The sequence below is a fragment of the Kluyvera genomosp. 3 genome, assembly GCF_011765685.1.
GTDB classification, from domain to species: Bacteria; Pseudomonadota; Gammaproteobacteria; order Enterobacterales; family Enterobacteriaceae; genus Kluyvera; species Kluyvera georgiana_A.
On record NZ_CP050321.1, the window covers coordinates 911,706 to 924,856 of the forward strand.

The 13,151-nt window shown below is 49.6% G+C and carries 12 protein-coding genes, 1 tRNA gene and 3 pseudogenes; 5 read left to right on the top strand and 11 right to left on the bottom strand.

Going from position 1 to position 13,151, the window contains the following annotated elements; genetic code table 11:
• Nucleotides 1-107: 107 nt before the first annotated feature.
• A complete protein-coding gene (idi, locus tag GY169_RS04340) occupies nucleotides 108-653 on the bottom strand; it encodes an isopentenyl-diphosphate Delta-isomerase (RefSeq protein WP_167575066.1) in 546 nt (181 codons plus the stop codon).
• Between the two features lie 288 nt (nucleotides 654-941).
• On the opposite strand from idi, the gene actS reads away from it, so the two are divergent.
• Both actS and GY169_RS04350 read left to right on the top strand, forming a co-directional pair.
• Nucleotides 942-1,637 (top strand): amidase activator ActS, encoded by a 696-nt coding sequence (gene actS, locus GY169_RS04345; RefSeq protein ID WP_163446089.1) that lies wholly within the window; start codon nucleotides 942-944, stop codon nucleotides 1,635-1,637.
• Between the two features lie 80 nt (nucleotides 1,638-1,717).
• Nucleotides 1,718-1,791, top strand: a tRNA-Gly gene (locus tag GY169_RS04350).
• A 501-nt stretch (nucleotides 1,792-2,292) separates the two neighbouring features.
• Here GY169_RS04350 and GY169_RS04355 read toward each other — a convergent pair.
• A complete protein-coding gene (locus tag GY169_RS04355; RefSeq protein WP_167575067.1) occupies nucleotides 2,293-2,850 on the bottom strand; it encodes a hypothetical protein in 558 nt (185 codons plus the stop codon).
• A gap of 747 nt (nucleotides 2,851-3,597) precedes the next feature.
• Nucleotides 3,598-3,973: pseudogene (locus GY169_RS23585) on the bottom strand (VENN motif pre-toxin domain-containing protein); the annotation flags it as partial.
• A gap of 225 nt (nucleotides 3,974-4,198) precedes the next feature.
• Between GY169_RS23585 and GY169_RS04365 the strand changes: the two are divergent.
• A complete protein-coding gene (locus GY169_RS04365) occupies nucleotides 4,199-4,306 on the top strand; it encodes a SymE family type I addiction module toxin (RefSeq protein ID WP_223803881.1) in 108 nt (35 codons plus the stop codon).
• Nucleotides 4,307-4,354: 48 nt separating this feature from the next.
• Here GY169_RS04365 and GY169_RS04370 read toward each other — a convergent pair whose 3' ends face one another.
• The 8 genes and pseudogenes from GY169_RS04370 to GY169_RS04400 form a co-directional block, all read right to left on the bottom strand.
• Nucleotides 4,355-4,900, bottom strand: coding sequence for an immunity 42 family protein (locus tag GY169_RS04370; protein ID WP_167575069.1), 546 nt, complete (start codon nucleotides 4,898-4,900; stop codon nucleotides 4,355-4,357).
• Nucleotides 4,901-4,929: 29 nt separating this feature from the next.
• Nucleotides 4,930-5,529 (bottom strand): hypothetical protein, encoded by a 600-nt coding sequence (locus tag GY169_RS04375; RefSeq protein ID WP_167575070.1) that lies wholly within the window; start codon nucleotides 5,527-5,529, stop codon nucleotides 4,930-4,932.
• Nucleotides 5,530-5,723: 194 nt separating this feature from the next.
• A complete protein-coding gene (locus GY169_RS04380) occupies nucleotides 5,724-6,050 on the bottom strand; it encodes a zinc ABC transporter substrate-binding protein (RefSeq protein ID WP_167575071.1) in 327 nt (108 codons plus the stop codon).
• Nucleotides 6,051-6,073: 23 nt separating this feature from the next.
• Nucleotides 6,074-6,838: pseudogene (locus GY169_RS04385) on the bottom strand (adhesin); the annotation flags it as partial.
• A 453-nt stretch (nucleotides 6,839-7,291) separates the two neighbouring features.
• Nucleotides 7,292-7,795, bottom strand: coding sequence for a contact-dependent growth inhibition system immunity protein (locus GY169_RS04390; RefSeq protein WP_167575072.1), 504 nt, complete (start codon nucleotides 7,793-7,795; stop codon nucleotides 7,292-7,294).
• Nucleotides 7,795-8,640 (bottom strand): hypothetical protein, encoded by an 846-nt coding sequence (locus GY169_RS23375; protein ID WP_223882185.1) that lies wholly within the window; start codon nucleotides 8,638-8,640, stop codon nucleotides 7,795-7,797. The genes GY169_RS04390 and GY169_RS23375 overlap by 1 nt, the downstream gene beginning before the upstream one ends.
• A gap of 32 nt (nucleotides 8,641-8,672) precedes the next feature.
• Nucleotides 8,673-9,878 (bottom strand): annotated as a pseudogene (locus tag GY169_RS23380) (VENN motif pre-toxin domain-containing protein); the annotation flags it as partial.
• 380 nt (nucleotides 9,879-10,258) lie between these two features.
• Nucleotides 10,259-10,972, bottom strand: a complete 714-nt coding sequence (locus tag GY169_RS04400) for a PadR family transcriptional regulator (protein WP_223882142.1) — start codon at nucleotides 10,970-10,972, stop codon at nucleotides 10,259-10,261.
• Between the two features lie 449 nt (nucleotides 10,973-11,421).
• Between GY169_RS04400 and GY169_RS04405 the strand changes: the two genes are divergently transcribed.
• Nucleotides 11,422-12,426, top strand: coding sequence for a D-cysteine desulfhydrase (locus GY169_RS04405; RefSeq protein ID WP_167575073.1), 1,005 nt, complete (start codon nucleotides 11,422-11,424; stop codon nucleotides 12,424-12,426).
• The gene (locus tag GY169_RS04410) at nucleotides 12,419-13,129 is read left to right on the top strand and encodes an aspartate/glutamate racemase family protein (protein ID WP_167575074.1); all 711 of its coding nucleotides are present in this window, start codon (nucleotides 12,419-12,421) and stop codon (nucleotides 13,127-13,129) included. The genes GY169_RS04405 and GY169_RS04410 overlap by 8 nt, the downstream gene beginning before the upstream one ends.
• Nucleotides 13,130-13,151 lie beyond the last annotated feature (22 nt).

Consider the following 13,151-nt stretch of genomic DNA (forward strand, 5'->3'; position numbering starts at 1 on the left):
AGTCCAGTGGAATACCGAACTCAGGCCCTTATAACCGCTTAGTATAAACCGTCCAACATTATGGGGTCAGTTCACATGGCCGGGTTTTTTTATGTCTGCGATTGGGGCTAGATGTGGGCGAAATCGATCAACGCCTGACGCGCCTTCGCGTCTGCCGCCTCCATCACCATCCACGGGCTAAACGCCCACGGCGTCAGCGCGAGCGCATGCAGCGCGTCGTCGAGTTCGCACCACTGGTACTCAATGACCTCGTCGGCATTCGGCTGTACGGCGCTGGTGATGCGAGCCGCATACACCGGACATACTTCGTTTTCGACGATACCGTTAGGCGCTACGGCGCGATAGCGGAAGTCGGGCGCGACCGGGGTAATGTGGCTGATTTCGACACCTAGCTCAAAGCGACAGCGGCGGGCAATCGCCTGTTCGAAGGTCTCGCCCTGCTGTGGATGCCCGCAGACTGAGTTAGTCCATACGCCGGGCCAGGCCACTTTACTGAGAGAGCGGCGGGTGACCAGAAACTGGCCGCGATCGTTAAATAACCAACAAGAGAAGGCGAGATGCAGCGGGGTAGAGAGAGTGTGCGCGGCATACTTATCCAGTAATCCGCACGGTTGATCGTGCTCATCGAGCAAAATGACGTGTTCCCCTGCCATGGCAACTCCTGAAAATGAAAGATGACCCGGCATAAACCCACCGGGCCATATACTCAGGCAACCAGCGTAGCCCATAAGTGGGAAAAAGGCATTACCAAAACAAGCCCTGCCTCCTTTTAGCCACCGGGATGGCTCATGTTCTCTGTGCGCCGCATTCTCATGCCAATCCACAGCCCTGATGGTTTAGCATCTCGTGCTACCCTGCTATCATAGATTCTTCGAACGCTTTTGACCTGAGGATTCGTTTTGCGAGCAGGAAGCCAAATCTCTTCCCTACGACGACTGTTAATGTGCCTGACGATTGGTCTGGCGCTGTCTGGCTGTGCGGGTAACTCATCAGAAGGCAGCTATAGCGGTTCGGTTTACACCGTGAAGCGTGGTGATACGTTGTCGCGAATTTCGCGTATGACGGGCACCAGCGTGCGAGATTTGGCGCGGATGAACGGGATTTCTCCGCCGTATACTATCGAAGTTGGACAAAAGCTGAAGGTGAGCGGCGCGTCCTCATCCAGTACGAAAAAATCGACAACCAGCAAAACAGCAAAAGTGGTGCCGTCTTCTGCGGTACCGCAGTCATCATGGCCGCCGGTAGGGCAACGCTGCTGGCGCTGGCCCGCCAGCGGTAAAGTGGTGATGAAGTATTCAACCTCAGAGGGTGGCAACAAAGGGATCGATATCGCGGGCAGCCGTGGACAGCCGGTGTACGCAGCCGGGGCAGGCAAGGTGGTTTACGTCGGCAACCAGCTGCGCGGTTACGGTAATCTGGTGATGATTAAACATAACGAAGATTACATTACCGCTTATGCTCACAACGATAAACTGCTGGTCAACAACGGGCAGAGCGTGAAGATTGGCCAGCAGATAGCCACCATGGGCAGTTCGGATGCGGATTCGGTGCGGCTGCATTTCCAGATTCGTTACCGGGCAACGGCTATCGATCCACTGCGCTATTTACCGCCGCAGGGCAGTAAACCGAAGTGCTAACCGGTTATTTTATCGTCACTTAGCACCCAGAGTGCTTGCCAGGCGAGGAGTAAGGTTTATAATGCTTCTCGCACACCTTTGCGGGCGTAGTTCAATGGTAGAACGAGAGCTTCCCAAGCTCTATACGAGGGTTCGATTCCCTTCGCCCGCTCCAAACTCTTCTGAAGTTCACTAAATCGCAGATTCATTCTTTGAGCCACATTTCCTTTTAAAGGTTCAAACATTTCACCCTCTCTGCCAGCATGCTTTTCCCAGACTCTTGCTGCTGCAGACATACCTTGCCCGTTAATTGGTTTGTTTGCTGATGAAATAGGACTATCTTTCGCAGTGAGGCTGGCTTTATCATTTTTAGCAATTCCACCGCCGCCTTTCAGTAACTCTCCATCGACATCCTCAATCCCGATTTTCAGCATTGGATTGATATCAAAGATGTTAATTTTGTCTTTCTTGCTCAGCCAGTTATTCTCAACAACAACTCGAACCGGTGTAGAACACTGCGATGAACCTGTTTTTTACCTGTATTTTCCGTTAGTTACCCCCGTTTTCCCTGTTGTACCTCCATAACAGCAACTTTTTCCCCAGATGGGCTTTTCACCCCTGCCATTCCCTCAGTTGGGATTCTACGATAATAGTCGAGCAGTATGAAATACGTAAACTATGCTTCTTTATAGTTCTCTACCATACTTATTAAATAATCTCTCCCCATGGATTCGACTAATTCAACATCATGTGATGTCCTTTCCTCAAGCCATTCTTTAAATTTCTCACAATCAACAAAGTTCTCATAAATCAAGTCATTTATGGTCTCAAGTTTTTTATTGCCATTGACCCCCAATACACCCTCATCAACAGGGGTTTTCTGGAATAGCGCCCATTGTTTTTTCTGATCTAAAATAATTAGACCTCCATAATCACCAAAGTCATTCATTTCAGTGGTTAAGGAAACTATTTTAGCGATCCAATCCTCATTCATATGTAGATCGCCTAAATATCTGAAATCTGAACTAGAGAAAACGCTAGCAATTAAGTCATACCCTAAAGTTCCACCAATGACTAGTTTAGTCACACTAATCAAATCGTCTGATGTGCAGATATCATTATCAAAAAATAAATATCTTTCAAATTTTTTGTGAAAAACGTGAGCAGGAAGATTAGTTCCGAGCCTTACAACATCTTTAAGCAGAGTCATTGCATTATCATGTTTGATAGCCACGACATCACTCTCCAGGGAAACGTAATTTAGAAATGATTTTACCATTTACTGATACAGAGGCGGACGGTACCCCTGATTCAGCACCAGCGATCCCACCTCCAGTTGAAGATGGATAGAACCTATATACCTTCTCGCCTTTTGTCATAACCGTAACCGAACCATCTTTCGAAACTGATTTTATATAACCATTGGCAGATAAATTTTCAATTGCCTCAGATTGATTTATATTTTTAATAACTATTTGCCCTGCACTTTTCTTAGTTTGCTTTGCCGCGAATCCAATGTCTGTCTGCTTCCCAACAGATGCTATATCCTTACTAATTTCACTGGCAACCTTAATCTCGTTCACGCTTGCTGTTTGTCCCGGTTTCGGCAGGCTCCCCGAACCCAACGCGCCATAAACTAGGTTACCTAGTCCATCGGCACCGGTTTTCAGCAATGAAGCTTCTAACCAATCACACTTACCAGCACACTGATCAATAATATCAGCATACCATTTTGCCGAGTCTTCATAAGCACGCCCGGCCATGTTGTCCTGCTGGCGTAGCTCAGTATACGCTTTATCATCGAGTTCTATTTTCGAGCGCATCTCTGCAACACAAGCGGCATCACCGGCATCCCAGCATGATTTCAGCTTCTGGATGTTCTCTGCTGACTCCTGCGCCATATCCTTACGGATACCCTGTTCACAGCCAGCATTTCCATTACATTCTTTATACTTATCGGTGTATTTCTGTGGGCTTCCCTGACTCAAAAAGTTATTCTCAACCGCATTCTTCCCGGCACTCGCCCCCGTTGCCGCCGCCGATGTACTGTCTCCGGCAATCCCCCCCGCAATTCCCGCCGATACACTCGCCAGTGAGCTGATGGTCTGCTTTTGCAACTCCGTCAGGTCTGACATTTTCACGCCAGGGTAATAAATATCCGCAATAGCGCGCGCAACCAGCTCGCCTGTTGCAGCGCCCACAGCGCCTGATGCCGCGCTGTTACCCTGCAAAGCAGCAACCACACCGCCCAGAACGGCGTGCGCCACGGCGTTAACTGCAGGATTACTCTCCGTCGTTTCCTTCACCAGACGCGCCAGTTCCGGGGCGGATGCGCCAGCCAGAGCACCGGTCAGGTCCAAGCTGAGCGAGTTATTCTCAACAACAACTCTTTCCGACGAGGATTCAGCAGCCTATGCAGAGTTTTTCCAACACACTCAGCAGTTAGAAGTTCTTTCCCCACTGTATTTTGATGGAAAGGCACCAGTGCCCCGATACGTGGTTTTGCTCCCCGTTTTCCATTTTCCCGGTGCTATTAAAGAGCATGCCTCCGCATAACCACTTGTTATCCCATCAGCCCTGGCTTGCGCCTGAACGGCAACTGGCAGGAAGAGGCGGGATTCAGCACCGACACGCCGATTATTGTCAGCGTGGAACAGGGACGGCTGGTGATCGAGCCGGTTGAGGGCTGACGGCTAAAAATAAGATCCCGGCGCAATGGCCGGGATCATTTTACTATTCTATCTTTTTAGCTTTGGAAGGATGTACTCTTTTAATGAGCTCAAGATATTATCAATTTCAACATTGGGAATAACAACACTTTCAGCCAAGACATCATCAATTTCTTCCCATTCATTTTTACCAGTCGCTAAATTTTCAACAAGCTGCTCTGTTTTTGCACCTAGAATTTTTATATCAATGCCATTGGATACTGCAAATAGCTGCATACCAGATGCATTAACATTTGGTATGTTAATGCAGAAATCAAATTTTTGATCTGGATATTCATCTTCACTTGATGATTCTGGATATGCCAAAGACATCAATGAGGAAAATGCCACATCCGCTTTTAGATTGAAGATGTCTTCATTGACCGGAAATGATACCAACGGGCTAGACTCATCAATAATCTCAAAAACATCAACCGATAACGTAGACGTCCTAATGTCATCTGGGAACATTTTTCCTTTTATAAAAATATATACAAAGCCGTTTAAAAATGACTCACTCCATTCAGGTACAGGATCAACCCAAATGGCAAAACGATATGGATCTCCAAAAATCATAATTACCTCCATTTCCCAGGCAAGCCAAACTATTTACGTACACTATTAGGTATATCACTCTTTCTGATAGGGACGCTAGCATCGCCAGTACTTCCTGACCAATGCCATGTACCATCATTAGTATTAGTGAATTGGTGAATATTTCCCTCGCTGTCAATAGCGTACCTTTTGTTACCAGAAACTATCGAACTTTCGAATAAGTTCATAGAGTTACTTGGCTCAGTGCCTGCATTACGGTTATATCCTGCCTGTCCTGGCGTATGTTTTGGATTCGATTGATAACTAAGCCCATTTTGGGTTTTCGTAGCCGTTGGCACAGGTAATGCACTACCTTTCCCAGCCTTACTAATTCCAGCAGCAGCACCCGCGGCATTAGCTATTGCCGCATGACCAAAAATATTCGCCAACTCAGTCGTGGTTTCTTCTGAACCACCAAACATTTGCGCACGATAAATCAGCGTATTAATCGAACCATCAAAGTTTGATTGTGCTCCACGCAGATTAACCCATTCCTGTTTCTCTGCCGGAGTCAGCGAGTCCATGCCTTCATTTCGGGCTTTGGCTGCCAGTTCATCACTTCTGGCGCTGCTTTCAGCCTGCCATTGCTTCATTTCCTTCGCAACAGCCACACACTCCTCAGCCGTTGAACAGGTATTTATCCGCTCCTGAACCTTGTCATATTCTTTGGCATAGTTTTCGCGAATGCCAGCTTTGCAGCCGTTGTCAGCACCACAGGCCGCAAGTTCTTCGCTACGACTTTTTTGTTGTTGCTGGCTCAGGTGATTATTCTCAACCGCAACCGAGGGAGTTGGAATTTCTTATATTACGGACCACCCCACGTTAATTGAGACTTCAAATCGCCAGGAACTATATTAAATAACTCTTTTATATAAATAAGATGTTGGTTATAATTTGGTGATATATTCTCATTGCATTTTTTAACATAATATTTTGCTTGGTTATTTAAAAACCATATATCGTGCTCTGTAAAGTTCTTATCCAAGATAGTAACAGTCAAATTATGAACAAGTTCAGCTTCGAGATAGCAAGATAAATTCAAGCTTTTTTCTTTATTTTCCGGTCTCTGTAGGTTTCTTATATAAGGCAGTGCAAGCCCTAACATTTTCACGTATATTTCATTTTTATACATGTAACCATCCTTATGATTATTTATCACTTTCTTGTCGGCATAGAAGAGGCTCCAGCCGGAGCATTTTTAGTCTGAGTCCATGAGCCATTTTGTATAAGCTTTTCTATGTACGAAGCATCTCCTGTTTTCTTATATATTTCCTGAGCTGCAACCATCCGGTGATTACCTTCAGATATATAATAATTTCCCTTACTATCAACATATCCGGCAATACGCCCCTCAGGTGCTGTAAACTTATAATTGCCACTCAACATATCGTTTTTGAGTTGATCCACCTGTTGTGGATTACGTAATCCAACTTGCATACTTTTTATTGCAAATGGAGCACCGCCTTGGGATAAGTTGGTTATGGTAGCTTGTGCTAGTTGTACTAAATCCTTTGCCAGTAACCCGCCCGAAACTAACATAGCCTGATTTTTCGGATCTGAGGCAAATACCGCAAACTTCGTCCAGGTCGGGCTGTTTACATCAATGTTCGCAAGATCCTGACTATTCCATTGCTGGACATAGGCTTTGGCTTCGTCACTGGTCATCACTTCCGCGCCCATGCCACCAAGCCAGCTTGGACGACTTGCCATATCAGAACCACCCTGAGCAACTTCTTTATCCCAGACCTGTGCTCCAACCGGATCGTCTTTCAGCTTCTTATCGCTTTCCGCGCTTTGCTTATCGCTGACCTGTTTCCATTTATCGATCACAGCCTGACAATCACCACCTGATTTCCGGCAGTCCGACAGCTCTTTATCAAAGGTCAGAGCTTGGTTTGCACTGAGATAGTTATTCTCAACAACAACTCTTTCCGGTACAGGTTGCTGCGATGAACCCGGTTTTACCCTGTTCTTTCCGTGAGTTACAACCGATTTTCCCTGCTATACTTCCGGAGTGGCAACTTTTTGCGCTGTTAAGCGTTTTTCGCCCTAGCACGCTACCGCCCCGGCGAAGATCACCAGAACAGTGACCTGACGCCCTGAGCAGATGTGGCATACCCCGCCACAATGTACCGATGGTGTGCGATCTGCTCTGGCGTCCGGCCAGTTCCCTGCCACCGGGACTGACTCAGCACACCACGACCAGACACTGTTGACCGCTAGTCCCTGCACACTGGAAAAACGTCAGCACAATCGGCACTTGTGAGCATCAATGTAAGATTGCCGGAAGCACACACAACATTATGGCGGCACTCCTAAAACACATTTTGTATGGAAGTGAAAAGGGCAAAGCAGTTCAGCCGACATTTCAAATTAATCTTTGCAACGACTGAGGGCTAACCGCAGACCTGCACCAATCTCTGCTAGGGAACTGTCGGCCGGAAGAACGACATCTTCAATACCATCACCTTTAGTTCTACCCCAGCCTTCTAATTTTTCATGACGTGTTGGTGATATGGTAATGACACCATTAACACAATGAATAATGCAATGTTTCATATCCTTGAATAAAGCGCGTTTGGTTTTATAACCGTATTTATCCATCAGCATGGCTATCCAGGCCGCATACTTCTCCTTACCTTTCTCAAGGTCAAAAAAAGCAACACGATCCTCTAACTTATTCAGTGTCCGGCTATTGGATAAAGCCTGTAATATAGTTTCACCGGTACATTCGTCGTCAGCTTCAGGTAGTAGTAAATGGGGAGGGAATAGTGGATCTGCACTAGTTCTTCCTAGTCCTGATTGAGTTTCAATTAATAAAAACTCTTTGGTACAATAACAAGTTGCCCAATAATCCTGTTCTTTATTAAATTTCATTATTTCACCTGAGTCACTTTAACGGTTACACCCTGACTTTTACCGTACTCAATAGCCCTATTTGTCTCTGTCCATTGTGTTTTAGTAGTATTGGCCGGAACTGCAAGTTGGATTTCTCTATTAGAAATCATTGAAGAATCAAGGGGAGTCTTCGAAAGAGTATATGTCTCAAATTTAGCTGCAGCATCAATATCTCCTTTAACCTTGGTATAAAGCTGATTTGGCTTGTTAAGTCTGGACAATGTTTGAGTATCCAACGATTTCGCACTCACCGCCGTTTTTGTCGCCCCGTCATAGTAATCAAAGGTTTTGAATCTTGGAGGTAAGCGGGCATCCGCAGGCAAAGATGTTCCAACATAATCCACCCACGGCATGCCCTGCTTCATATTCCCCTGGCCCCACTTCAGACCAATATCTGCGGCGCTGACCGTTGCTGTCGCCGTATTACGACCCATAAAGGAGACGGCAGCAGTCGCAAGCTCTTTCGTTAAGAGCCCAAGCGAACCCAGCGCCGCCTGATTTTCCGGGTCTGAAACAAATGCCGCAAACTGCATCCAGCCTGGTGTACTGGCGTCTATCTTACTCAGATCCTGACTGTTCCACTGCTGAACATACGCCCGGGCCTGTTCATCGCTCATTCCCCCGGCTCCCGGAATATTATTCATCCAGGCCGGACGACTCGCCATATCCAGACCACCTTCGGCCAATTCCTTATCCCAGGCAAGCGCGGAAGCCGGGTTATCTTTCAGGGTCTTATCCAGTTGCTGGCTTTGCTCATCACTGATTTTTTTCCATTTATCAATAATGTCCTGGCAGTTACCTCCAGATTTCCGACAATCAGACAATTCTTTATCGAAGGTCAGAGACTGGTTTGTGCTAAGATAATTATTCTCAACCGCATTCTTCCCGGCACTCGCCCCCGTTGCCGCCGCCGATGTACTGTCTCCGGCAATCCCCCCGCAATTCCCGCCGATACACTCGCCAGTGAGCTGATGGTCTGCTTTTGCGACTCCGTCAGGTCTGACATTTTCACGCCAGGGTAATAAATATCCGCAATAGCGCGTGCAATCAGCTCGCCTGTTGCAGCGCCCACAGCGCCTGATGCCGCGCTGTTACCCTGCAAAGCAGCAACCACACCGCCCAGAACGGCGTGCGCCACGGCGTTGACTGCAGGATTACTCTCCGTCGTTTCCTTCACCAGGCGCGCCAGTTCCGGGGCGGATGCGCCAGCCAGAGCACCGGTCAGGTTGCCGCTACCGGCCAGCGCTGTCAGCGCCGCTGTCGCTGCCTGGATACCCCTCTGCATCGTGCCACCGGTTCCCATACCCGTCGCGGCAAACGCTTCATTGTAGTAGTTCTGGTAAAGCTGATTACTGATATCTTCTGCTGTGGCTGTTTTATCCGGATTTTCTTTTTGCCACTGCGCTCTCGCTGCATCGAATTCTGTAGATTCAGCCGTGCTCATGCGATCTTTGGCGTTTTTAATCGCATTCAGCTCACCTTGCGTCCTCGCGATATCCGCCGCCTGGCCGCCAATTTCACTGATAAGCCCGATAGCCTGCAGACGGTTCTGTTCTTTCTCCTTGTCAAAAATCGGGCTGATACTGTCATTGGCATGTTCCGTATCACGGCTCAGGTTCGCCACGTCCTGCTGCTGATTTTTCTTGTCCCGGATGGTGATGGTACCGTCAGCCACCGCCGCCTGCGTGGTTCCTTCTGCATGCCCATTTTTGCCCGCTGCAGAAATCATCCCGCCCGGCATGTTGCCCTTGAACTGGTCACCGCCAAATTCACCGCCACCGCTCAGGTTGATGCCCGAGTGCTGGGTTTTGAAATCCGCTTGATTGTGGATATCGCTGAAGCCCAGGGGCCCGGTATCCAGACTGTTTTTATCTGCCGTGGCAGTGGAAGCAATAACCGCACCATCAAGCTGAGTATGGTTGCCGACGGTGATATCGAAGCCGCCATCACCAGCAAAGATCCCGGTTTGTTCTGCGACTGAGTCAAAGCGGCTCTTCATCTTGTCGCGGGAGGCGGCGATGTAACCGGAGCCTGTCATGCTGCCGAAGGTGAAGCTGGTTCCCGGCAGAAATCGCCACGCTACCGCCCGTCGAGCCCACGGTGCTGAAGCTCTGGCTTTGGGTGCCCTTTTTCACGTAAGGCATGGGTGTTTTTGCTGCTGCCAATGGTAAAACCAAGACCCCCGTGCCCATCAGACCACTTTTTTGGGTTTCTTTATAGGCCAGTAGGTGTCTGTGTTGGTGCCCGCCACAATATCCATATTGTTTGCCGGCCTGAACGGTAGCGTTATTGTCGGAAAGAATAGTATGGGATGTCTTCTTGTTGAATACACCACCATATTCCTCATGCCTTCATCAGCAACGTGAGGCTATCTCTATGACGACGCGTTTCCCCAGCGCCTGGGTGCAGGTAATGCACCGCAGGCACTGAAGCGGTCAGTGGTTAAAGAGGGAGTTTTTTGAGTGCTTCAATGGCGGTTTGTAGCACAGTCACCATCTGGCGCTGTACCTCCGGGTCGCTCTGATGGCGGGCGTGAATCTGGTGGCGCAGCTCGGCCACGGCGTCGCGTAATGCAGGATCAAAATCGGTAGGGGCTTCGCGCATCGCCTCAGTCATGGTGTTCATCTGCTGAGCGAAGTGGTCCAGCCGCGCCATGATAGCGTCAGCCATAGCTCTGTTTTCTGCCAGCCATGCCGTGCCCTCTGCCGCCAGCGCATAGCGCTTGCGGGTACCTTCCTGAGTGACGGTGACATAGCCGACATCCTCAAGCCAGGTCAGTGCCGGGTAAACGACCCCCGGGCTCGGTTTGTAGAACCCGGCGCTTTTTTCGTCCAGCCGTTTGATCAGCTCATAACCGTAGCTGGCATTCTCCTCCAGGAGGGCCAACAGCAATAATTGCAGTTCATCGGCGCTGAACTTACGCCCGCGTAAGAACGTCGGGCGTCCACCGTTGCCAAAGAAGTCACCCCGGCCGCCGCGTCCAGCGCCGAAGGGCCCGCCGTGATGGCGTCCAGCCATATGGAAGCATGTCTCATCTTCGTCATCGAACGGGTTGAACATTGCCATACGAGGATCGTGGTGATGATGATGGCCATGGCCATGGAGGCCGTGTTCATGGTGACCACAGGCGTGGCGATGGAATCGATCAAAAAACATAGGGTACTCCTTTTATAGCGTACGTGAATCTCTTTTTGTATCGTAAGACTGTATCTTAAGATAGTTAAAGGCTATATCTTACGATACAAAAGATCAAGCGCAGTGGTAAAAAATTGTCCGGGGTGGCGGGATGACTGGCTGTAGCCAACGTTTCAGCTTAACGGGATGGATCTGCAGGCAGGCAAAACGATATCCGGGGGCGGATATCGTATTCGCCATTAACAATCGAGATGTTTTTTTCCCTTGTGTTGCGCGCTCATCCCGCAAACAATATTCTTTTTCACCGTAAGCTATTCCACAAAAGAATATCTCTGCGCAAGCTGTTCGCTATTTCTCAGCTTATCCGTTTTTCAGTAATCGTTATTTATTATTGTTGATTGGTCCCATCTTGCAGATGTGTATAGTGAATTTCACTTTTATAAAGCGATTTTTATTAGCAAGGAGCATTTATGCATCTGGCCCGGTTCCCACGCATTTCACTTGGTCATTTCCCCACGCCACTGGAGCCGCTAAATAATTTAAGTCAATTATTAGGCGGACCTAAAATATGGATTAAACGTGACGACGCCACCGGTCTGGCAATGGGGGGAAATAAAACCCGTAAACTGGAATTCCTGCTGGCGGATGCGCTGGAGAAAAAAGCCGATGTGATCATTACCCAAGGGGCGACACAGTCGAACCATGTGCGCCAGACCATTGCAGGTGCTGCGCGTCTGGGGCTAAAAGCAAAGGCGCTGCTGGAAAAACGCGTGACCGATTTTGGCGAAGATTATCAGCGTTCAGGTAACGTGCTGCTGGATAATCTGCTGGGTGGCGACATCGTCGCTCATCTGCCGGCTGGCACAAATATGCAGCGGGCGATGGAAGAATACGCCGGGACGCTGCGCGAGCAGGGGCATACGCCGTATATCATTCCCGGCGGCGGCTCGAATCCGATTGGTGCGCTGGGCTATGTGGCCTGCGCGGAAGAGCTGTTGTATCAGTCATCTGAACGTCGTCTGCGTATCGATCATGTGGTTCACGCCACGGGCAGTACCGGTACGCAGGCCGGGCTGGTGGCGGGTTTTACGGCCACTAACAGTCATATTCCGGTACTGGGTATTAGCGTGCGCGCGCCAAAAGCGCAGCAGGAAGAGAATGTCTGGAATCTGGCCTCACGGACGCGGGAGCTGCTTGGTGTGCGGGGAGAACTGTCGCGGCATGCGGTGGTCGCGAATAGCGACTATGTCGGCGACGGGTACGGTTTGCCGACGGAAGGGACCCTCGAAGCGTTAACGCTGCTTGCCCGTCATGAAGGCATCTTGCTTGACCCGGTCTACTCCGCAAAAGGCATGGCCGGGCTAATCGATCTTATTCGTAAAGGCCATTTCCGCTCAGATGAAAACGTCGTGTTTATCCACACCGGCGGCGCGGCAGGTTTGTTTGGTTATCGCCAGGTGTTAGAGCATGGCTAAGCCTTTTTTGCTTGGCGTGCTGGGCGGCATGGGGCCGCTGGCGACGCTGGATTTTCAGCGCCGCTTGCTGGATGCCACCCCTGCGCAAAGCGATCAGCAGCAAATCCCTTCGGTGGTCTGGAACGTACCGCAAATTGTCGATCGCCAGAAAGCGCTGGCGGGCACCGGACCGTCGCCTCTGCCACAGTTACTCTACGGTATTGAAAAGCTGAATCAGGCGGGCGCAAGCCATATCGCCATTCCCTGCAACACCGCGCACCACTGGTACGATGCGCTCAGTGAAGCGAGTGAGGCGCCGATTCTGCATATCGTTGATGCCACGTTGGATGCGCTGTCACTGTCAGCGCCAAAGCCACGGCGGGTAGGGGTGATTGCCACCAAAGGCACGCTGGAAGCGGGCTGGTATCAGAACCGCCTGGCGCAGCAGGACATCGAAGTGGTTGTGCCAACGGAAGAGGAACTGACGCAGTGGTTTGTGCCTGGCTGCTACGCGGTTAAACGCGGTGCGCTAAAGGAAGGGGGGGAGTGGCTGTCACTGCAGGCAAACGCGCTGTTTGCGCGCGGGGCACAAAAACTGGTGCTGGCCTGTACTGAAGTACCCGTTGCGTTTGAGGCGGTCAATGCCCCGTTCCGTCATCTTACCTTCGACCCGGCACAAGCGCTTGCCGAGCGATGTTCGCAGTTATGGCAAATAAAGAGATAAACCGTCCGGCGCAGTTTCGGGC

Excerpts from the sequence above, each read along its gene's own strand:
- idi (WP_167575066.1), bottom strand. The coding sequence starts at position 653 with ATGGCAGGGGAACACGTCATTTTGCTCGATGAGCACGATCAACCGTGC.
- actS (WP_163446089.1), top strand. The coding sequence starts at position 942 with ATGTGCCTGACGATTGGTCTGGCGCTGTCTGGCTGTGCGGGTAACTCA.
- GY169_RS04370 (WP_167575069.1), bottom strand. The coding sequence starts at position 4,900 with ATGATTTTTGGAGATCCATATCGTTTTGCCATTTGGGTTGATCCTGTA.
- GY169_RS04380 (WP_167575071.1), bottom strand. The coding sequence starts at position 6,050 with ATGTATAAAAATGAAATATACGTGAAAATGTTAGGGCTTGCACTGCCT.
- GY169_RS04390 (WP_167575072.1), bottom strand. The coding sequence starts at position 7,795 with ATGAAATTTAATAAAGAACAGGATTATTGGGCAACTTGTTATTGTACC.
- GY169_RS04400 (WP_223882142.1), bottom strand. The coding sequence starts at position 10,972 with ATGTTTTTTGATCGATTCCATCGCCACGCCTGTGGTCACCATGAACAC.
- GY169_RS04405 (WP_167575073.1), top strand. The coding sequence starts at position 11,422 with ATGCATCTGGCCCGGTTCCCACGCATTTCACTTGGTCATTTCCCCACG.
- GY169_RS04410 (WP_167575074.1), top strand. The coding sequence starts at position 12,419 with ATGGCTAAGCCTTTTTTGCTTGGCGTGCTGGGCGGCATGGGGCCGCTG.